The sequence below is a fragment of the Lampropedia cohaerens genome (assembly GCF_001005215.1).
In the GTDB taxonomy this organism is placed as follows: domain Bacteria; phylum Pseudomonadota; class Gammaproteobacteria; order Burkholderiales; family Burkholderiaceae_C; genus Lampropedia; species Lampropedia cohaerens.
In genome coordinates, this window is the sequence record NZ_LBNQ01000026.1 from 18,320 (window position 1) to 38,681 (window position 20,362).

The window sequence follows — 20,362 nt, forward strand, 5'->3', positions numbered from 1 at the left end:
ACTGACTGCCAGGCAGCGCGCCGCAGGATGGGCATGGCATGGCGCACGCTACAATCGCCGCGCCAGTCTGTCCCGATCCAGCCGCCGCCAAATCGCACAGCATTTTTCCGTTGCGTATTGAAGCAAGCCTGCCGTTGGCCAGGCGGTATGGTCGTGTTCAAAACCTATTACGACGAGCTGCTGCACCATTTCACCCGCCGAACCGGCACGCGCCACGCTGCGGAAGATGCAGTGATGGAAGCCTACCTGCGTGCATTGCAGCACATGCACGCCGGGCACACCATCCGCCAGCCGCGCGCGTTTCTCTACCACTGCGTGCGCAACCTGCTGGCAAGCCAGGCGCGGCGCAGTGCCATCGAAGCCGATGCGCTGCAGTGCCTTGGTGTGCTTGGCGCGGCACATTCGCCATCGCCCGAAGAGCAGTTGGATGCGCGACAACGACTGGTTCACCTGCAGCATCAGTTGAACGCCATGCCGGCTAAACGGCGCGATGCATTTGTGCTGGTGCGCGTTCACGGCATGCGCTATGCGGAGGCAGCAGCCTATCTTGGCTCGACCACGGCAGCCGTCGAAAAGCATGTCGCGCGCGCATTGCAAATGCTGCATGCCGAATCTGGCGCCACGGCCGCTACAGGCCGCGCGATTTTGTTGCTGGGTCGCCTGCAGCATGGCGAGCCTGCCGTCACGCGCAAGGCAGGGCAGCAGCTGCAGCGGCTGGCACTGCGTGACTCGGACCATGCCAACGCCCTCGCCTGCGCCAGTCGGCTCTGGGCCCAGGCCGATGGCAGCAAGCTTCGTACTGTCATTGACCTGCCGCCAGCGGCCAGTGCACCCGACAACCCAGGCCGTCGCGCCGGATTGCTGGCCATTGCCGCGATGCTGCTGGCCGGCGGCGGTTGGGGCGCGCGCTGGTACTGGCGTCAGCCGCTATGGAACATGGCGCTGCAAACCGGACTTGGGCAACACCTGCGCCAGCGCATGCCGGAGGGCAGCAACCTTGAGCTGGCCCCCAACACCCGCGCCGATGCGCGCCTGTATCGGCATCGCCGCATCGTCCAGCTCCTCCATGGAGAGATGGCATTGGAAGTTCGTGCCGACGCCCGTCGCCCCTTCATTGTCCAGACCAGCTGGGGCCAGGTGCGCGTCCTCGGAACCCGGTTCAGCGTCGCAAGCCATGCCCATCAGCTGCAGGTAGCTGTGGCTTCCGGCAGCGTCGCGGTATATGCGAACGGTGCTGCCGATGTCTCTGATACCGCTGTCCCGAGCATTGTGCTCCAGCCGGGGCACAGCGTCGTGATTGACGCCCATGGGGTACAGGCCGTCACGCCCATTGCGCCCCAGGACGTGGCAGCCTGGACGCAAGGCTGGCTGGTGTTCGCGCAGACTCCCTTACCCCACGCCATCAGCCGCTGGAACCAGTATCTGCGTACGCCGCTGGTGTTGCCTGAAGACAGGGCGGATGTGCCCTTGCGCATCAGTGGTCGGTACCGCATCGCAGACCCCGAATCCTTTCTTCGCGCGCTGCAGGACATGTATGGACTGCAATCCACGCGCCGCGCCGATGGTTGCATCGCGCTTGTCGCGCCGGCGCTGCAGCGACGCCGCTGAACGGCGCTCCACATACGGCGGTCGCAACCACACCAGTCACGGCGCTGGGCGGTGTCACCTTGCAGGGTGAAGATACGTTTTATTACAGAAATGTTTGTCGTATTTTTCACGAGGCGTTGGTCTTCACCGGTATCGACAGCATGAGGAATTCTTCGAAATGGTGACAACACAGACCCGGCTACAGCGACGCAAGCTGGCGGCCACGCCCATCGCATGCACTACGGCATGCCTTGCCGCCCTTGCCCTGAGCGGCGCGGCGGCGACCGCCCAGGCGCAACCGTCCACTCGGCAGGCGGCCGCAGATGTCCGCCCCCTCCAGCTGCCGGCACAGCCATTGCCGCGCACGCTCCAGGCGCTTTCGCGCCATTACGCGGTTGCCATCGGCGGTGACGCCAGCCTGCTCGAAGGCAAAGTGGCGCCCGCCATCCAGGGGCCACTCACACTGCAACAGGCACTGGAGACCGCGCTGGCAGGCACCGGGCTGCGCGCAACGCGCAGCGGTACGGCCTGGACGGTGATCGCCGCGCCCGTCCCTGACGCCGACGCATCAGCGCACACGCTCACGGAAGTCGTCGTCATCGCGCAGGGCCTCGGCGGCGCCAACGAGCAAGGGCTGGTGGCCAGCCGTGCCTATGGCGCCACAAAAACCGATACTGCCCTGCTTGAAACGCCGGTATCCGTGTCGGTGGTGACCCGCGAGAAAATGGACCTGCTCGGTGCCCAATCGGTACAGGAGTCGCTGGGGTACCTTGCGGGCGTGGACATCGGCACCAATGGCACGGACTCGCGCGTGGACGAAATCTGGGTCCGCGGCTTTCGCACCGGCAGTTTCGCCAACAACATGTACCTGGATGGATTGCGTCCACCGGGCAGCAGCAGCGGCGCCTCCGCGTTGTCGACACGCTTTGACAGTTATGGCCTGGAACGCGTGGAGGTCGTACGCGGCCCCATCTCCACACTCTATGGCCAGGTTGCGCCGGGCGGCATCGTCAACATGCGCAGCAAGCGCCCGACAGAACACGCAAGACGCCAGGTCGGCCTGCAGACCGACAACTGGGGCCTGATCCGCGCCAACCTTGACTTCAGCGGCCCGCTCAATGCGGACCGGACCCTGCTGTACCGACTAGTGTCGGCGGCCTCGCATTCGGGCACGCAAGTCGATTACGTGGACCTCAACCGGATCTTCTTCAACCCCAGCCTGACGTGGCAACCCAGCCACCGCACTTCGCTGACGTTGCTGGGCAACTACCAGCAGGATCGCGGCGGAGCCACCTACCAGTTTCTGCCTGCCTCCGGCATTGCCCGGCCATCTCCTTTTGGCAAGGTGCCCACCAGCCGTTTTCTCGGTGAGCCTTCGTTCAACCGTTACGACCGCAACCAGACGGCCATCGGCTACTCGTTCGAGCAGTTGTTCGGGGAATCGGGCACGCTGCGTCAGAACGTGCGCTATATCGAGGTGGACATGATCAGCGAAGGCGCGGGGCGACGCAAACTCTTGGCCGATGGCCGTACCATGACCGGCACCGCCAATTCCAACAAGAATCGCAGCACAGGCATCAGCATCGACACCAATGTCGGCTATGCGCTGGAAACCGGTGCGGTGGTTCATGCGCTGATGCTGGGCTTCGACTATCAGAACACCAATATCCGCGTCGATTCCGCCTCCGGCACTGTTGGCCCACTGGATCTGTTCGAGCCCGTGTACGGACAGGAAGTCGTCATCGGCCCGCGCCAGCCGAGTCGGGAAACCGGACGCTACCAGCACGGCCTGTACCTGCAAGACCAGCTGTTCTGGCAGAACTGGACCTTGACCATGGGCTTGCGGCGCGACTGGTCCAGAAATAAAACACTGAATCTGGCAGCCAACAGCCGCACCGATGACCGCAACCTCGCCACCACAGGTCGCATCGGCATCACCTACCTGCTGGAAAACGGCCTGGCGCCGTTCGCCAACTATTCCACGTCCTTCGAGCCTTCCTCGGGCGAGGACTACCATGGCAAACCGTTTGATCCGGTCATGGGCAAGCAGTTCGAGATGGGTGTGAAATACCAGCCTGCAGGCAGCCAGAATCTGGTGACCGCATCCCTCTACCAGATCGTGCAAAGCAACATCCGCACGCCCGACCCGGATCCCGACCATCTTTGCGACGGTGGGCAGTGCTATGTGCAAAGTGGCGAGGGGCGCGTGCGCGGCCTGGAACTGGAAGGCACCTACGCCGTCACGCCGGCCTTGATGCTCAACGGCGCCTACACGTTCCAGGATGCCAAGGTCACGGCCAGCAACAGCAACGATCTGGGCAAGCGGCTTGGACGCGTCCCCCGGCAGATCATCGCTCTGCGGGGCGACTGGCGCGCTGGCGCCGGGCTGAGTCTGGGGTTGGGTGTACGGCATACCGGAGCCAGCTATGGCAACAACGCCAACACCTGGAAAAACAGCGCCAAGACCATCTGGGACGCTGCGCTGCGTTATGACCTGGGCCAATGGAACAGTGCCTGGCAGGGCATGAAGTTCAGTCTGAACGCGGCCAATCTGTTTGACAAGATCACCGTCGCCTGCACCGGTCCCTCTTCCTGCTACTACGGCAACCGCCGGACCGTCTCCGCCAATCTGACCTATGACTGGTAGTTCCATGCCCAACCAGACCCTCCCTCCGCGCCGCCGGGTGCTGACAGCGCTCACCGCGCTCACCCTTGCCGCCAGCGCCAACGCCCAGCCTTCGTCGCCAGCTTCTGCAGCGGGCGGCGCACCCTCGCCCCGACGCTCTGCTGCTGTGCGAGGCAACCAGCAACCGGCCGAAATCATCCGGGACGCACATGTACAGTCGTTTTCGCTCGGTCAGTCGATGACCGGGCAGCCATGGCAGATTCATCTGGCAGTGCCGCGCACGCGCGTACCCGAGCGCGGTGCACCAGCGCTGTATCTGCTGGATGGCAATGCCACATTCCCGCTGGCCTGGCATGCACTGTCGCAGCTGCGGCAGACCCGCCCTGCGCTGGCGGAAAAGCTGAACACACTGGTGCTGATCGGCGTGGGCTACCCCTCGGGCCTGCGCATCGATACGCCCCGACGGTATGAGGACTTCACCGCCTACACCCCACTGGAGTTCCGGCAGGCGCGGGGCAGCGATCTGACCACGGGGGGGCGGGACGTGTTCCGCTCCTTCCTGGCCGGGCCGTTGCGTGATGCAGTGCGTCAGCGGGTGAACCTGGACATGCAGGCGCAGAGCCTGCTGGGCCACTCGATGGGCGGACAGTTTGCCATGCACGTGTTGTACCGCCAGCCAGGACTGTTCCAACGCTACATTGCAGGCGATCCATCTTTCTGGTGGAATGGCAGCGCACTGCTGCAGGAGCAGGCCGCCTTTATCGCCGGAATACAGGCCGCAGGCGGGCGGCTGGCGCTGCCCCTGCACGTACTGCTGGAGAATTCCGGGCCGCCTGCCCAAGAGCGCCCCCACCCCGCAGCCCCCCTCGCACATTTGCAGAGCCTGCCACTCTGGCATCGCCAGCAAGTCGATGCATCCCATGGTTCCATGCTCGCCGCGCTGGTGGAAGACGCGATTGTCTTTGCGCTAGGTGCCATCCCCTCGCACGCCGAGCGCTGGGAGCGCGCAGCATGACGGCCCAACACGAACCCCAACGGTGTGCGCCCTTTGGCCGTCGTCAGGCACTGCTGGGGCTGGCCGCCATCTGCACCGGCGCGATGGCGCAGACGCCCTCCTCGCACAGTCAGCCCACAAACAGCGCGACGCCAGGCACTACCGCTGCGCAGCGCTATGCAGGCGGGCCTCCTGAGGTGATCGACGATGCACGCGTGATGCACTTCGACCTGCACAGCAGCCAGCACACGGGACCAGCCTGGCGCATCCATCTCGCACAGCCACACGCCGCCGCGGCACAAGACTGCACCGTGCTGTATCTACTTGATGGCAATGCAACCTTTCCAATGGCCTGGCATGCCCTGGAGCGCCTGCGCCAGGGCACCGGCACCGCCGCCGCAGCAGCGGCCCGCACGGCACTGGTGGGCATCGGCTACCCGGCCAATGTCCGCTTCGATGTGGAGCGCCGCTTTTTCGACTACACCCCTGCAACCGACGTGATGGCATCCAACACGCGCGCAGGCCTGCGCACTGGCGGTCAGGACCTGTTCCTGGACTTTCTGGAGCGGGATCTGCGTCCAGCCGTCGCCACACGCCTGCCATGCGCAGCGACGCAACAGGGGTTCTACGGTCACTCCCTGGGCGGACTGCTCACACTCTACGCACTGTATACACGCCCCTATCTGTTTGACACCTGGATTGCCGCCGACCCATCGCTGTGGTGGAACGGCGGATCAATCCTGCGGCAGGAAGCAGCGTTTCTGGCAACGCTGGCACTGGCGGGCGGGCGCATTGGACACCCCAAACGTGTTTTGATCGAACGCTCGGCGCCCCGACCCGATCGGGCACGCGCACAGGAGGCATCGGGACATGAACCTTCGCTCCGCCCCGGCACGGGCAGGCACAGCGTGCCGCAGACAGAGGCGCGCGACTGCGCGGCGCGACTGGCGCAGGTCGTCGGCTTCGAGGTGTATTTCCGCCAGTTTGCCAAGGCATCACACCCAGCCATGATGGCCCCCTCCGTGGATGATGCCCTGCATTGCTTGCTCGGCGTGCCATTGCCGCAGCTCGAAAAGCTGTAGCTCCGCACCAAAACAACGCCATGGCCCGCCTTTTGCTTGCACTGTGGCGGTGCAAAGTCCCATTGATCCACTCCCCGCCACCACCACGCTTGCCGGACCAAGTGCTGCCAGTGCTCTTTCGCCTGCAGCCGCGCCGTCTGCGCAACGCGGCGACGTATGCCCTGATGGTGAAGCAGGGTGGGCAGCATCGCTGCAGCTGCGCTTTGCCATGCAGGCCGGACGCACGGTACTGACGCACAAGCAACATCAGGGCCCCATGTTGGTGCAGCGCCCCTTCTATCCCGAAGGCGGGGCCTGCCATACCTACCTGCTGCACCCACCAGGCGGCATCGTCGGCGGTGACCGGCTGAGCCTGCAGACGCAGCTCGCAGACGGCGCACACGCGTTGCTGACCATGCCGGGAGCAACCAAGTTCTACCGCAGCAACGGCGCGCAGGCCGAGCTCTCGCAACACTTTTTGCTGCAGGCAGGCAGCACACTGGAATGGCTGCCGCAGGACAGCATCTTCTTTCCCGGCGCCGTGGCCGCCCTCGATACCCGCTTCGACCTCGCCTCTGGTGCGCGGTTGATCGCCTGGGAGACCCTGTGCCTTGGCCGCCCGGTGCTGCAGGAGCGCTTTGACCTCGGCCGTATCGGCACGCGGCTGCAGCTGTGGCGCGATGGCCTGCCCCTGCTGCATGAACGCCTGCGCATCGAAGGCGGCGATCTGGCCAAGCTGGGCGAACAGCCGCTGGCTGCGACGATGGTCGCCACACCGGCCCATGATGGCGCACTGGAGCTGGCCCGCAACGTGCTTGCTGCCTTGCCGCGGCAGCGCGGCCAGCCTGCCCTGCTGGCCGGCGCGACCCTGATGGACGGCTTGCTGGTGGTGCGCCTGCTGGGCAGCGACAATCTGACCCTGCAGAGCGCCCTGCAGCAGCTCTGGAGAGCATTGCGCCCTGCACTGCTGGCACTGCCGCCCTGCCCTCCTCGCATCTGGTCGACCTGATGCCCACTCTGCGAATGACCGAAGGACGCCCGTCATGGAACTGACGCCACGTGAGAAAGACAAGCTGCTGATCTTTACTGCCGCACTCGTTGCCGAACGCCGCCTCGCGCGCGGGCTCAAGCTCAACTACCCCGAGGCCGTCGCACTGATCTCCGCCAGCATTCTGGAAGGTGCGCGCGATGGCCGTACCGTGGCCGAGTTGATGGAGGCAGGCCGCCACGTCCTCACGCGCGAGCAGGTCATGGAGGGCGTGCCGGAAATGATTGCAGACGTGCAGGTCGAAGCGACCTTCCCCGACGGCACCAAATTGGTGACAGTTCACAGCCCCATTGTGTAGCTGCACCGATTTGGTGCGTTTCAGCCATTTGCGCAACGCGAAGGAGTTTCCCCATGATTCCAGGCGAAGTCCAGGTCCAGTCAGGTGACGTGGCCCTGAATGCCGGGCGCGAGACGGTGACACTGACGGTGGCCAACCATGGCGACCGGCCCGTGCAGGTCGGCTCCCACTTCCATTTCTACGAAGTCAATCCGGCGCTGGTGTTCGAGCGCGAACGCGCCCGCGGCTTCCGGCTCGACATTGCCGCCGGCACGGCGGTGCGGTTCGAGCCCGGCCAAGCCCGCCAGGTCACGCTGGTGGCGCTGGGTGGCAAGCGCCAGGTTCATGGTTTTCGCGGTGCAGTCATGGGGGCGCTGGACACCAGCAATGGGGAGGCCCGGGCATGAGCACGCTCTCCAGACAGGCCTACGCCGACATGTTCGGCCCCACCACCGGCGACCGCCTGCGCTTGGCCGACACGGAGTTGTGGGTGCAGGTCGAGCAGGACTTCACCGTCTACGGCGAAGAGGTCAAGTTCGGCGGCGGCAAGGTGATCCGCGACGGCATGGGTCAGGGCCAGATGCTGGCCGACGAGGCCATGGACCTGGTGCTGACCAACGCACTGATCATTGACCACTGGGGCATCGTCAAGGCCGACATCGGCGTCAAGCATGGCCGTATCGCCGCCATCGGCAAGGCCGGCAACCCGGACATCCAGCCCGGCGTGACCATTCCCATCGGCGCGGCCACCGAAATCATTGCCGCCGAAGGCAAGATCGTGACTGCCGGCGGCATCGACGCGCACATCCACTTCATCTGCCCGCAGCAGGCCGAGGAAGCGCTGACTTCAGGCGTCACCACGATGATCGGCGGCGGCACCGGGCCGGCCGCCGGCACCAGCGCCACGACCTGCACGCCCGGCCCCTGGAACATCGCGCGCATGCTGCAGGCCGCCGACAGCCTGCCGGTCAACATCGGACTGCTGGGCAAGGGCAACGTCTCCAACCCACAGGCACTGCGCGAGCAGGTGGCAGCCGGCGTGATCGGGCTGAAGCTGCACGAGGACTGGGGCTCGACACCGGCAGCCATCGACACGTGCCTCGGCGTGGCCGACGAGATGGACGTGCAGGTGGCCATCCACACCGATACGCTCAACGAAGGCGGCTTCCTGGAAGACACGCTGGCAGCCATTGCCGGACGCACCATCCACACCTTCCACACCGAAGGCGCTGGCGGCGGCCATGCGCCGGACATCATTGCCGCCTGCGCGCACCCCAACATCCTGCCCTCCTCGACCAACCCCACGCTGCCCTACACGGTCAACACCGTCGACGAGCATCTGGACATGCTGATGGTCTGTCACCACCTGGACGCTGCCATCGCCGAGGACGTGGCCTTTGCGGAAAGCCGCATCCGCCGCGAGACCATCGCCGCCGAGGACATTCTGCATGACATCGGCGCCTTCAGCATGACGTCGTCGGACTCGCAGGCCATGGGCCGCGTCGGCGAGGTGGTGCTGCGCACCTGGCAGGTGGCGCACAAGATGAAGCTGCAGCGCGGCCCCCTGCCCGAGGACGCAGCCAGCGGCAGCGACAACTTTCGCGTCAAGCGCTACATCGCCAAGTACACCATCAACCCGGCCATCACCCACGGCATTGCGCATGAAGTGGGCTCTGTCGAAGTGGGCAAGCTGGCTGACCTGGTGGTCTGGTCACCCGCATTCTTTGGCGTCAAGCCCGCGCTGGTCGTCAAGGGCGGGATGATTGCCACCGCCCCGATGGGCGATCCCAACGCCTCCATTCCCACGCCCCAACCGGTGCGCTATCGCCCCATGTTTGGCGCACTGGGCGCGGCGCGCCACGCCACGCGCATGAGCTTTCTGCCGCAGGCGGCCATCGATGCCAATGTCGCTGCGCAGCTGCGGCTGCAAAGCCGTATCGGCGTAGCGCGGGACTGCCGCATGGTCACCAAGGCCGATATGGTGCACAACAGCTTGCGGCCGGACATCCATGTCGACCCGCAGACCTATGAAGTACGCGCCAACGGCGAACTGCTGACCTGCGAGCCCGCCAGCACGCTGCCGATGGCGCAGCGCTATTTCCTGTTCTGAATCCAATGTCGACGACCTCCTTCGCCCCGCCGGCGGACACCACTCTGCCGCTGTTCACCAGGCGCCTGCGCATTGCAAAGGCGGCTGCACACGCACTGCGACCCACCCACACCGCCAGCCTGCCGCTTGCGCTGCGCATCAAGAGCCGCGCACGCATTTGCCTCGACGATGGCGGCGAGGCGGGCTTCATCCTTGACCGCGGCCAGATCCTGCGAGATGGCGATCACATTGCCAGCAGCGACGGCCGGCTGATACTGCGCATCAGCGCCGCCGCCGAGGCCGTTTCGACCGTGCACTGCAGCGATGCGCTGCTGCTGGCGCGCTGCGCCTACCATCTGGGCAACCGGCACGTGCCGCTGCAGCTGGGCGAGGGCTTCGTGCGCTATCAGCACGACCACGTGCTCGATGACATGGTGCGGCAAATGGGCCTGACGGTCATTGCCGAACAGGCCCCGTTCGAACCCGAAGCCGGGGCCTACCAGAGCGCGCCGCACGGCCACCACCACGGGCACGCAGATGACGACCATGCACATGACGACGACCACCAAGGCCACGCACACCGCCACTGACGCACCGCCATATCCCCCTCACGATTTTTCCGCCATTTTCTGGAGCTTCCCATGAAACGCTACTTGCCCCTTTTGCTCGCACTTGTTGCAGCGCCCGTTCTTGCGCACCCTGGCCATGGTCATCATGGTGCCTTACAGGAAGGCCTGCTGCATCCCATCACCGGGCTTGACCACCTGCTGATGCTGCTGGGCACCGGCCTGCTGGCGGCTGTCACTGGCCGGCGCCTGGTTCTGCCGCTGGCCACGCTGGCGGCCATGTTCCTCGGTGCCGTCGCTGGCCGGCAGCTGGGCAGTTTCATCGGCATGGAGGCCGTGATCGTCGGCTCGTTGCTCATTGCCGGCATCGCGCTGCTGCTGCCACGTCGTCAGATCGCGCTGGCCGCACTGATGCCGCTGCTGGCCCTGGCACACGGCTGGGCCCACGGTGTGGAGGCCGATCCGCACGGCTTCTGGCTGTTCACGATGGGCTTTGTCGCCGCCAGCGCCCTGGTGCTGGCCGCTGGCTTTGGCATCGGCAGCCTGCTGGCGCGTCACCCGCGCGTGCGCCAGCTCGCCGGGGGTGGGCTGGTGGCCTTCGCCGCTGCCGCCCTGGCCGGGTAACGCCCCGCGCCGGCGAGCCGTCCGATGTTGGCCACGCGTCCACGCTGCGAATGTTGTGACCGGGACTTGCCGCCCGATGCCACCAATGCGCGCATCTGCAGCTTTGAATGCACCTTTTGCGCCGCGTGCGCAGACACGCGCCTGCAGGGCCGATGCCCCAACTGCGGTGGCGAACTGGTCGCCCGGCCCCGTCGGCCATGGCAAACGCTGGCGAACAACCCGGCCTCGACCACGCGCATCTTCCGCGCAGAAGGCTGCCCTCCCACTGTGACGGATCATTCTGGCTAACCCGTATGGCACAGGCCCTGCACCAGCTTCGCATGCTGCAACTGGCCAGCTCCACGCTGCCGGTCGGCGGCTTTACCTATTCACAGGGGCTTGAATGGGCCGTGGAGGCGGGCTGGGTGCGCGATACCGAGGGCTTCAAGGTGTGGCAACAGGAGCAGATCGCGCAGACACTGGTGCATCTGGACTGGCCCGTGCTGCAGCGCCTGCACGCGGCCGCAGCCCGCGCGGATCTGGCGGACTTCGAACGATGGAGCCAGTTTCTCATTGCCAACCGCGAAACGCTGGAACTGCGCACCGAGGAGCGCCAGCGCGGTGCGGCGCTGGCGCGCATGCTGCAGGGCTGGCAGCTGTTCGCGGCGGACAGGGCCACCTGGCTGTGCGCAGCCAGCATCAGCCAGTGCAGCGCCATGGCCTACCTCGGTGCCCACTGGCAGATGCCGGTGCGCGCGCTGATGCTGGCCTATGGCTTTGGCTGGCTGGAAGGCGCCGTGATGGCAGGCGTCAAGCTGGTGCCATTTGGCCAGCAAGCCGCGCAGACACTGCTGGCGGAACTGGGCGAGCAACTGGCCAGTGGCCTGGACCAGGCACTGTCGCTGGCCGACGATGCCATCGGTTCCGGCCTGCCGCTGGCGGCCATCGCCTCGGCATGCCACGAGACGCAGTACAGCCGGCTGTTTCGCTCCTGACCCCACTCACTCTCTCCAAGGAACACATCATGCAGGACTACCAACAACCTTTGCGCGTCGGCGTCGGCGGCCCAGTCGGCTCGGGCAAGACCGCTCTGCTGGAGGCGCTGTGCAAAGCCATGCGCGATGACTACGAAATCGCCGTGGTCACCAACGACATCTACACCAAGGAAGACCAGCGCATCCTCACCGAGGCCGGGGCGCTGCCTGCCGAGCGCATCGTCGGCGTCGAGACCGGCGGCTGCCCGCATACAGCGATTCGTGAGGATGCCTCGATGAATCTTGCCGCGGTCGAAGAGCTGGCGCGCAAGTTCGGCAATCTGGATGTGGTCTTCGTCGAAAGCGGCGGCGACAACCTGAGTGCCACCTTCAGCCCGGAGCTGGCGGATCTGACCGTCTACGTCATCGACGTGGCCGAAGGCGAAAAAATCCCCCGCAAGGGCGGGCCCGGCATCACGCGCTCGGACTTTCTCGTGATCAACAAGATCGATCTGGCCCCCTATGTGGGCGCCAGTCTGGAGGTGATGGAGCGCGACACGCGCCGCATGCGCCCGGATCGTCCCTGGGCCTTCACCAACCTCAAGACCGGCGAAGGCCTGCAGAAGCTGATCGACTTCATTGTCGAGAAGGGCATGCTCAGAGTCACCGTCTAGTCGACTTGCCGTCCTGCGGGGTGGCAGCAGCCAAAGCCGCACGAATCGGTCGCACCAGATGCTCTGGCTTGGTCGTCGGTGCAAAACGCCGCCGCACCAGGCCATCGCGCCCGATCAGGAACTTGGCGTAGTTCCAGAGAATGCGCCGGTTGCCCAGCAGGCCGCGCCGTTGTGCGGTCAGCCATTGGTACAGCGGATCGGCATCCGGTCCATTGACCAAGACCTTGGCCATCAGCGGAAAGGTCACGCCATAGTTGACCGCGCAGAAGGCGGCGACTTCGCCAGCGTCGCGCGGCTCCTGCCCCATGAACTGGTTGCAGGGAAACCCCAGCACCTGCAGACCCTGTGGTCCGAAGGTACGCCACAGCCCCTCCAGGCCGACCAGCTGTGGCTTCAGTCCGCATTCGGTGGCAATGTTGACGATCAGCAGTACCTTGCCGCGGTACTGCGACAGGGGATGTGCCGAACCATCGCCGGCCATTACAGTGAAGTCGAAGGCTGTCATGGGGAAGTGCTGTGGCACCGCTGTCTCCGGCAGGGCGGCGTTATGCCGAGGACGGCTGCGCCGCTTCGCGCTCGCGGTGCAGGCGCTCGAACTTCTGCCAAAGCGTCTCGTGCGACTCGACATGTGCAGGATTGACCGGGATGCACGCGACCGGACAGATCTCGACACACTGCGGCGTATCGAAATGGCCGACGCATTCGGTGCAGCGCAGCGGATCGATTTCGTAATACAGCTCGCCCATGGAGATGGCATCGTTCGGGCATTCCGGTTCGCACACATCGCAGTTGATGCATTCGTCGGTAATCATCAGGGCCATGGCTGCTCACTCCTTGCTGGATTGTGCATGCGGGCTGCGCACAAAGCCGTAGCGCTCAGGCAGCTGCGCAAATGCCACCTGATGCTGTGGCAGCCAACCTGGCGCACGCTCAGCGTGTTCGCTATAGGCCAGCACGTCCTGGCTGTGCACCAGCCCGAGCCCTGCGTCGGTAACCACGTAGAGCCTGCCGGCCTCATCTTCCAGACTCTCGACAAACGCCACACTGCGGCCGGTGTGCGTCGTCAACTGCCCGTCCGGCGCCACCCGTAGAACCCATGGTACGGCCTCCAGTTCGACAAACACGCGCTGCGGACCATTCTGGAAAAACCAGCGGCCCTGCGCATCACAACCATAGTTGCGACCGATGAAGGCAATCAGCCCTGCATGCTCCAGCAACACGCCCTTGGCTGCCGGAAACGGTCCTGCCGCCTGCGTTGCCTCGTCACGCATGAACCATTGCCCACGGGCATCCAGACCCAACCAGCCGGTGCAGGCTGGCACGTTGGGCCATTTCGCCATCGCTTGCTTGACAACTTCATCCATGCCCGCATTGTGCCGTCATGCCCACTTGACTGCCAGCGCCTGCGGGTTTTCGACCGCGCTTCTGACCTACTTCTACAATCACCGATTGCCCAAGGAGCTGCCTGCCATGCCTGAATCTTCCGCCTGGACCGAACGCAAACGCCACAGTGACGAGGGGCATGTTGCGGGCCAGTTCAATGCGCAGACCGCGGACGCGCAGTTCCAGCGTGACCGTGCGCGTCTGATCCACTGCGCGGCGTTTCGCCGGCTGCAGTCGAAAACCCAGGTGCACCACCTTGGAGACGGGGACTTCTACCGCACCCGGCTGACGCACTCCCTGGAGGTTGCCCAGCTGGGCTCCGGCATCGTGCTGCACCTGCAGCAGGCCCAGCCGCAGTATGCCGCGCAGCTGCCCTCGCCGATGCTGATGGAGGCGATCTGCCTGGCGCACGACCTGGGCCATCCGCCGTTTGGCCATGGTGGCGAGGCAGCGCTCAACGGCATCATGCGGGACTTCGGCGGCTTCGAAGGCAACGGGCAGACCTTGCGCATCGCCACCCGACTGGGCGAGTATTCCGAATCCCATGGTCTGGATCTGACGCGCAGGACCTTGCTTGGCGTACTCAAGTATCCCGCACTGCACCGCGACGTGGCGCGCTACCCGAATACGACAGCGTCAAACGATCAACGCCGCACGCGTGCAACGCCTTGCAAGCCACCCAAGTGCATCCATGATGAGGAAGGGGACATCCTCGCATGGATTCTGGCGCCATTCTCGCCCTCCGATCGCGCGCTGTTTCGCACCCTCGACTTTCCGCCGCAGGGCGTTGGCCATGGACGCACACGCTACAAGGCGTTCGACACCTCCATCATGGAACTGGCCGATGACATCGCCTATGGCGTGCACGATCTGGAGGATGCGATCGCCCTGCGCCTGATCAGCCGGGCGGACTGGCAGGCGCAGGTGGTCGATCCGGCTCAGGCGCTCGTCTGGGAGGATGCGCCTGCCCGCCAGCGTTTCGATGCCCTGCTGCACTTTGCCACTTCGCAGCTGTTTCTGGGAGGCGACAAGCCACGCAAACACGCCATCAGCCGCCTAGTGAACTTTCTGATCGGGCATGTACACGTGGTTGAACAGCGCCTTTTTGCCAGCCCGATGCTGGATCTGCAGGCCCGCATGGACGGCAGCGCGCAAGATTTTCTGCAGCTGCTCAAGGATTTCGTCATGCAGTACGTCATCCTGCGGCCACAGCTGCAGGAGCTGGAGTTCAAGGGCCAGCAGATCGTCCTGCAGCTGTTTCAGGTCCTGCTGGACAATCCGCAACGCCTGCTGCCTCTGGAGCATCAACACCTGTTGCGCAGCGGCGCGCCGCTGCAACGCACGGTCTGCGACTTCGTGGCCAGCATGACCGACACCGATGCCACGCGCCGCTATGGCCGGCTGTTTGCGGCGCCAATGGCTACGCTACAGGGGGTGTGACCCGCTGACGGTATCAGCCCTGGCGGCAGCCGCCCTCCGCGCGCCTGCAGCTGGCCATCAGAGTGCGCCGCTGACCACCAGCGAGACGCGGCGGTTGGCAGCGCGACCTTCTTCGGTCGCGTTGCTGGCAATGGGACGCGTATCCCCGAGCGCGCGGATCTCGATGCGCGCGCTGTCAAAGCCTCGGGCAGCCATAGCCCGCGCCACCGCTTGCGCGCGCAGTTCGGACAGACGCAGGTTGTACGCCGGATCGCCCAGGTTGTCGGTATGCCCATCGAGCCGTACCGCAGTGATGCCAATGGCAAGCAGGGCATCGGTGATGCGATCGATCACGGCCTGGGTATCAGGCGGAATGGCAAACGAGTCCAGCTCGAACATCATGCGTCCCGACAGATCCAGCGTCATCGCGGATTCGTCTTCCGTAAAGGCAAAGCCCTCGTGTTCGAGCGCCTGCACCTGCTCTGGTGTCAGGCCCGCGCGCAGCACCGGCTCCGGCACGCTCTGGCAAGCGGCAAGTCCCGCTGCCAAGACAAGCAGCCAGAAGCCGTGAACGATTCGACGTATCCAGTGCACTTGCATAACTATTCTCCTGATTTGAAAAGTGGGGCTGCACGGGCACAGCGCGCGCGCTGACTCTACGGCCTGGCCAGCCTGACCCGCGCGCCAAACTGGCTTTGCTTGGCCTCGTACATCGCCCGATCCGCTGCTTTCTTGAGCTCTGCAATGCCGCGACCATGCTGGGGGAACAACGCCACGCCGATGCTGACCGACGGGCGCACGCGCGCGCCTGCTTCCTCGTCCTCTACCAGCACATCTCCTGCAATGCGCTGCCGTACCGCGATGGCAGCGCGCAGCGCCCGCTCGGGCGCATAGACGTTCTGCATGATGACAGCGAACTCGTCGCCGCCCATGCGCATGACCCTGTCACTTGCCCTTGCGCTTTTGCGCAAACGCCGCGCAATCTCCACCAACACCCGGTCACCGGCTGCGTGCCCGAACCGATCATTGATCGCCTTGAAATTATCGCAGTCGATGAACAGCAGGGCAAAACCGCCCGCTACCGATGCGGCCGAGCGCATCGCCTCGGCCATCGCCAGCTCGAATTGGCGCAGATTGCCCAGTCCGGTCAAGGCATCGTGGTCGGCGCGATAGGCCAGTTGCTGCTTTTCCTTCTCGACATGGCCTTGCCATTGCTGCACTTCGCCCACCAGCACGTTGATGTCGCCGGCCAGGTCATTGAGCTCGACAATCGGTGAGCCTGGCACGCGAAGATGAAAGGCCCGCTCCCTGGATATATGACGCGCGGCGCGCGCCAATTCATCGATGGGCTGCATCAGGCGCCTTTGCACGCGCCGCGAAACCTGCGACGACACCAGCGCACTGAGCACGACCGCAGCGAGAAACAGCAACAGCCCGAACATCAGGAACTGCGCCAGCATGACCGACTGCACACTCAGGCGCACCGTCCCGATGCGCGTTCCATCGTGCAGGACCGGCAGCTCCAGTGGCTGCTGCATCAGCAGATCGCCCAGCGCTTCGGCTACCGCAGCGCCACGGCTGCCATCCTGATAACGGCCAACCAGCGCATTGTTTTCATCCAGCACCCATACGCTGGCAAGATGTTCGGCGCGGGCGACTTCGTCGATCACCTCCTTGATGGCCACTGCATCACCGAATACCAGCGGCGCTTCCAGGTTGTAGACCAGCGTACGTCCCACCAGATGCAAGTTCTGGTTGGCATAGCGCGCGATCGTCCAGACTCCTGCCGCCATCATGCAGATGCTGGTGACCGCCACGATGAGCAACGCCGCCCGCAGCTGCGTCACGCGCAGCAACCGCTTGAGCCGCACGGGTCGGCTCTGGCCGTTTTCCGCCTGCCGGTTCATGGCGCTGCGGCCGGGGCGCCCTGCCCGATGGACATTTTCAGGACCTGCGGGCTGACGCGCACCCCGCTCAGCGAGACAACATCCAGGTTGACCTGGAAGCTTAGCGCATCGGGTGCGCGCGCCTGCAGGCAGATCATCGCGCCTTCATCACAGTATTGCGAATGCTCCATGATGGTAACGACCGGGTGTCCCGCCGTTGCATGCAGCAGTGCGCGCAACTGCGACGGCTGCAGGTAGCCGATATAGATCGCATCGCACGGCTGCTGGGCCACCACCTCCTCGACGGATGCGCTGAGAAACTGTATCCGCGCCTGCATGGTGGCTGCACCGTCCGGTGCCAGCGCAGCGGCGTGCTGGCTGTCGCCCACTGCGCACAGCACTCGTGGGCTGCGTGCCTGCGGCCAGTGGGTGTAACTCAAGATGCCATAGACCACGCGCGCCACCAGCTGCGCGTCGATCGCATCGGCCGCCACAGCCGCAGTTGGCCGCGGACCGCCAGCAGCCGCGGCGCTCCACGCCGGCGCAGCCACCACTGCAGCCAGTACCATCAGCGGCACGATGTGACTCCACAGCCTACGGCAGCGCACGCGCTGGCGCAGGCGCCATTGCCGCAGTTGGCAGAAGGCACGTCGAGAAGATCGTTGCGCGTGAAGGGCAAGTGGCATCCTGCATCCAGGTGGCAGATCGATGGCCGATTGTATGCGGGGTACTGGTGCAGCCCTCCAGCGCACACAGAAGCGGGGCACGCTTCTGGCCAGCGACCATGCGGGAATTTACAACACCCTGGCTGCGCAGCGCATGATTGAACATCATGCGCCGCTTCCACGGATGGGGCGGAGCGCCGCCCTCCTCGTAGAGTCCCAACAGGCCCTAGAATGGCACGCCATTGGCCCCGTGCGCTTTGACCTCGCAACGGTGGCGAGCGGACCGCAGCGCCGCGCATTTCCTGCCATTCCATCCCATGACCTCACGCACGATCTTCGTCACCACTGCCCTGCCGTATGCCAACGGTACCTTCCATATCGGCCACATCATGGAATACATCCAGGCCGACATCTGGGTGCGCTTTCAGCGCATGCGCGGGCACCGGGTCGACTTCGTCGGCGCCGACGATGCGCACGGCGCTCCCATCATGATCGCCGCCGAGAAGGCCGGCAAGACGCCCGAACAATTCGTGGCCGACATCGCCGCCGGGCGCAAGCAGTACCTCGACGGCTTTCACATCAGCCATGACAACTGGCATTCCACCCACAGTCCCGAAAATACCCAACTGGCACAGGCCATCTATCGCGACCTCAAGGCCGCTGGGCTGATCGAGACGCGCACCATCGCCCAGTTCTTCGATCCGGACAAGGGCATGTTCCTGCCCGACCGCTTCATCAAGGGCGAATGCCCACGCTGTCATGCCAAGGACCAGTACGGCGACAACTGCGAGGTCTGCGGCGCAGTCTACGCGCCCACCGATCTCATCGCCCCCTACTCGGCGTTGTCAGGAGCCACCCCAGAACTGCGTGAATCCGAGCACTTCTTCTTCCGGCTGTCGGATCCGCGCTGCGTTGAATTCCTGACCGAGTGGACGCAGGACGGCCGACACGTGCAGCCCGAAGTCGCCAACAAGATCAAGGAATGGTTCACGGTACGCACCAACCCCGATGGCACGACCAGCGAAGGTCTGGGCGACTGGGACATCTCGCGCGATGCGCCCTACTTCGGCATCGAAATTCCCGATGCACCGGGTAAATACTTCTACGTCTGGCTCGACGCGCCCGTGGGGTACCTGGCCTCGCTGAAGAACCTGCTGGACAGGCGCGGTGAGGACTATGACAGCTACATGGCCAATCCCGCGCTGGAACAGGTGCACTTCATCGGTAAGGACATCATCACCTTCCACACGCTGTTCTGGCCGGCCATGCTCAAGTTCAGCGGCCGCAAGACCCCGGACATCATCGCCGTGCATGGGTTTCTCACCGTCAACAATGGCGAGAAAATGAGCAAAAGCCGCGGCACCGGCCTGGATCCGCTCAAGTACCTGCGCCTGGGCATGAACCCAGAATGGCTGCGCTACTATCTCGCAGCAAAGCTCAATGGCCGTAACGAGGACATCGACTTCAATGCTGGCGATTTCATGGCGCGCGTCAATGCCGATCTCGTGGGCAAGTACGTCAACATTGCCAGCCGGGCAGTCGGCTTTCTGACCAAGCGGTTCGACAGCAAGATGGGCCAGTCGTCGGCCGATGGACTGCAGCTGCTGGATACGCTGCGCGCGCGCGCCGCGGAGATTGCCGACGCCTACGAGCGGCGCGACACCGCCCGCGCAGTACGCGAAGTCATGCACCTGGCCGACCGCGTCAATGAATACGTCGATGCCAACAAGCCCTGGGAACTGGCCAAGACGCCCGGCCAGGATGCACGTCTGCACGATGTGTGCACCACCTGCATCGAGGCGTTTCGCATCCTCACCATCTACCTCAAGCCTGTGTTGCCACGCCTGGCCGAGCAGGTCGAGGGATTCCTGCAGGTGCCAGCCTTCGACTTCGACGCCGTCCATGCACCGCTGCCGGCAGGCCACGCCATTGCCAGCTTCAAGCACCTCATTCAACGGGTGGACGAAAAGCAGCTTGACGCGCTGTTCGCGCCACCAGCGGCCAGCGCAGGTTCGACACCGGCTGTCACGGGCGCCAATAAGTCCGCAGCATCCAAAGTCAAGGCGCCTGCCGTCGATCCCGATGCGCCGGGCGGCGAGCCGCTGGCAGAGACCATCACCATTGACGACTTTGCCAAAATCGACTTGCGCATTGCACGTATCGTGAACTGCGAGACAGTTGAAGGCTCCTCCAAACTCCTGCGCCTCACGCTGGATGTGGGCGAGAAAGACGAGAACGGCGCCCCTAGGTTGCGCAACGTGTTCAGCGGCATTGCCAGTGCCTACAAGCCGGAACAGTTGGTCGGCAAGCTGACGGTAGTAGTGGCCAATCTTGCTCCCCGCAAGATGAAGTTCGGCATCTCCGAAGGCATGGTGCTGGCTGCTAGCCACGCGGACGAGGCATCTGTGCCGGGCGTTTACGTGCTGGAGCCCTTTGCAGGCGCCCAACCTGGCATGCGTGTGCGTTAAGGCTTCAGGTGCGCAGTGCGCAGTGCGCACGCATACAAGCTT

21 protein-coding genes are annotated in these 20,362 nt (G+C 64.7%); 15 read left to right on the plus strand and 6 right to left on the minus strand.

The window, feature by feature from the left end; genetic code table 11:
* The first annotated feature begins 153 nt into the window (after nucleotides 1-153).
* The 13 genes from AAV94_RS14390 (at nucleotide 154) to ureG (ending at nucleotide 12,499) form a co-directional block, all read left to right on the plus strand.
* Nucleotides 154-1,608 carry a sigma-70 family RNA polymerase sigma factor gene (locus AAV94_RS14390; RefSeq protein WP_197408051.1) on the plus strand — a complete coding sequence of 485 codons (1,455 nt, stop codon included), beginning with the start codon at nucleotides 154-156 and terminating at the stop codon, nucleotides 1,606-1,608.
* Between the two features lie 157 nt (nucleotides 1,609-1,765).
* Entirely contained in the window at nucleotides 1,766-4,234 is a 2,469-nt protein-coding gene (locus AAV94_RS09480) for a TonB-dependent siderophore receptor (RefSeq protein WP_052755001.1), read from the plus strand.
* Nucleotides 4,224-5,228 (plus strand): alpha/beta hydrolase, encoded by a 1,005-nt coding sequence (locus AAV94_RS09485; RefSeq protein WP_084824860.1) that lies wholly within the window; start codon nucleotides 4,224-4,226, stop codon nucleotides 5,226-5,228. Before AAV94_RS09480 ends, AAV94_RS09485 begins: the two co-directional genes overlap by 11 nt.
* Complete coding sequence (locus tag AAV94_RS14395) at nucleotides 5,225-6,289, plus strand: alpha/beta hydrolase (RefSeq protein ID WP_052755002.1); 1,065 nt, start codon at nucleotides 5,225-5,227, stop codon at nucleotides 6,287-6,289. Before AAV94_RS09485 ends, AAV94_RS14395 begins: the two co-directional genes overlap by 4 nt.
* Before the next feature lie 256 nt (nucleotides 6,290-6,545).
* Nucleotides 6,546-7,277: an urease accessory protein UreD gene (locus AAV94_RS09495; RefSeq protein WP_231731338.1), complete on the plus strand. Its 732-nt coding sequence runs from the start codon at nucleotides 6,546-6,548 to the stop codon at nucleotides 7,275-7,277.
* A gap of 34 nt (nucleotides 7,278-7,311) precedes the next feature.
* Nucleotides 7,312-7,614, plus strand: a complete 303-nt coding sequence (locus AAV94_RS09500; RefSeq protein WP_046742097.1) for an urease subunit gamma — start codon at nucleotides 7,312-7,314, stop codon at nucleotides 7,612-7,614.
* Between the two features lie 53 nt (nucleotides 7,615-7,667).
* A complete protein-coding gene (locus tag AAV94_RS09505; RefSeq protein ID WP_046742098.1) occupies nucleotides 7,668-8,000 on the plus strand; it encodes an urease subunit beta in 333 nt (110 codons plus the stop codon).
* Nucleotides 7,997-9,703, plus strand: a complete 1,707-nt coding sequence (ureC, locus tag AAV94_RS09510; protein ID WP_046742099.1) for an urease subunit alpha — start codon at nucleotides 7,997-7,999, stop codon at nucleotides 9,701-9,703. Before AAV94_RS09505 ends, ureC begins: the two co-directional genes overlap by 4 nt.
* A 5-nt stretch (nucleotides 9,704-9,708) precedes the next feature.
* Nucleotides 9,709-10,272 (plus strand): urease accessory protein UreE, encoded by a 564-nt coding sequence (gene ureE / locus AAV94_RS09515; protein WP_084824861.1) that lies wholly within the window; start codon nucleotides 9,709-9,711, stop codon nucleotides 10,270-10,272.
* Nucleotides 10,273-10,323: 51 nt separating this feature from the next.
* On the plus strand, nucleotides 10,324-10,872 hold the full coding sequence (locus AAV94_RS09520) for a HupE/UreJ family protein (protein WP_046742100.1): 549 nt from the start codon (nucleotides 10,324-10,326) through the stop codon (nucleotides 10,870-10,872).
* Between the two features lie 24 nt (nucleotides 10,873-10,896).
* Nucleotides 10,897-11,160 carry a DUF1272 domain-containing protein gene (locus AAV94_RS09525; RefSeq protein WP_046742101.1) on the plus strand — a complete coding sequence of 88 codons (264 nt, stop codon included), beginning with the start codon at nucleotides 10,897-10,899 and terminating at the stop codon, nucleotides 11,158-11,160.
* A 5-nt stretch (nucleotides 11,161-11,165) separates the two neighbouring features.
* The gene (locus AAV94_RS09530; protein ID WP_046742102.1) at nucleotides 11,166-11,846 is read left to right on the plus strand and encodes an urease accessory protein UreF; all 681 of its coding nucleotides are present in this window, start codon (nucleotides 11,166-11,168) and stop codon (nucleotides 11,844-11,846) included.
* Nucleotides 11,847-11,875: 29 nt separating this feature from the next.
* Nucleotides 11,876-12,499: an urease accessory protein UreG gene (ureG, locus tag AAV94_RS09535; protein ID WP_046742103.1), complete on the plus strand. Its 624-nt coding sequence runs from the start codon at nucleotides 11,876-11,878 to the stop codon at nucleotides 12,497-12,499.
* Here ureG and AAV94_RS09540 read toward each other — a convergent pair.
* Genes AAV94_RS09540 through AAV94_RS09550 form a run of 3 tightly spaced genes read right to left on the minus strand, consistent with a single transcriptional unit; the run spans nucleotide 12,489 to nucleotide 13,863 of the window.
* Nucleotides 12,489-13,004, minus strand: coding sequence for a glutathione peroxidase (locus AAV94_RS09540; protein ID WP_046742104.1), 516 nt, complete (start codon nucleotides 13,002-13,004; stop codon nucleotides 12,489-12,491). The two genes, ureG and AAV94_RS09540, sit on opposite strands and share 11 nt — an antisense overlap.
* 40 nt (nucleotides 13,005-13,044) lie before the next feature.
* The gene (locus tag AAV94_RS09545; RefSeq protein WP_046742105.1) at nucleotides 13,045-13,320 is read right to left on the minus strand and encodes a YfhL family 4Fe-4S dicluster ferredoxin; all 276 of its coding nucleotides are present in this window, start codon (nucleotides 13,318-13,320) and stop codon (nucleotides 13,045-13,047) included.
* A gap of 6 nt (nucleotides 13,321-13,326) precedes the next feature.
* Nucleotides 13,327-13,863, minus strand: a complete 537-nt coding sequence (locus AAV94_RS09550) for a DUF2946 family protein (protein WP_046742106.1) — start codon at nucleotides 13,861-13,863, stop codon at nucleotides 13,327-13,329.
* Between the two features lie 106 nt (nucleotides 13,864-13,969).
* Here AAV94_RS09550 and AAV94_RS09555 point away from each other — a divergent pair, with 106 nt between their 5' ends.
* Nucleotides 13,970-15,322, plus strand: coding sequence for an anti-phage deoxyguanosine triphosphatase (locus tag AAV94_RS09555; RefSeq protein WP_046742123.1), 1,353 nt, complete (start codon nucleotides 13,970-13,972; stop codon nucleotides 15,320-15,322).
* Nucleotides 15,323-15,379: 57 nt separating this feature from the next.
* On the opposite strand, the gene AAV94_RS09560 is transcribed toward AAV94_RS09555, so the two are convergent.
* Genes AAV94_RS09560 through AAV94_RS09570 form a run of 3 tightly spaced genes read right to left on the minus strand, consistent with a single transcriptional unit; the run spans nucleotide 15,380 to nucleotide 17,873 of the window.
* Nucleotides 15,380-15,901: an OmpA family protein gene (locus AAV94_RS09560; protein WP_046742107.1), complete on the minus strand. Its 522-nt coding sequence runs from the start codon at nucleotides 15,899-15,901 to the stop codon at nucleotides 15,380-15,382.
* A 56-nt stretch (nucleotides 15,902-15,957) separates the two neighbouring features.
* Nucleotides 15,958-17,208 carry a diguanylate cyclase gene (locus AAV94_RS09565; RefSeq protein ID WP_046742108.1) on the minus strand — a complete coding sequence of 417 codons (1,251 nt, stop codon included), beginning with the start codon at nucleotides 17,206-17,208 and terminating at the stop codon, nucleotides 15,958-15,960.
* Complete coding sequence (locus tag AAV94_RS09570) at nucleotides 17,205-17,873, minus strand: YfiR family protein (RefSeq protein WP_084824862.1); 669 nt, start codon at nucleotides 17,871-17,873, stop codon at nucleotides 17,205-17,207. The genes AAV94_RS09565 and AAV94_RS09570 overlap by 4 nt, the downstream gene beginning before the upstream one ends.
* 296 nt (nucleotides 17,874-18,169) lie before the next feature.
* Between AAV94_RS09570 and metG the strand changes: the two genes are divergently transcribed.
* Nucleotides 18,170-20,320 carry a methionine--tRNA ligase gene (metG, locus tag AAV94_RS09575; RefSeq protein WP_046742110.1) on the plus strand — a complete coding sequence of 717 codons (2,151 nt, stop codon included), beginning with the start codon at nucleotides 18,170-18,172 and terminating at the stop codon, nucleotides 20,318-20,320.
* Nucleotides 20,321-20,362 lie beyond the last annotated feature (42 nt).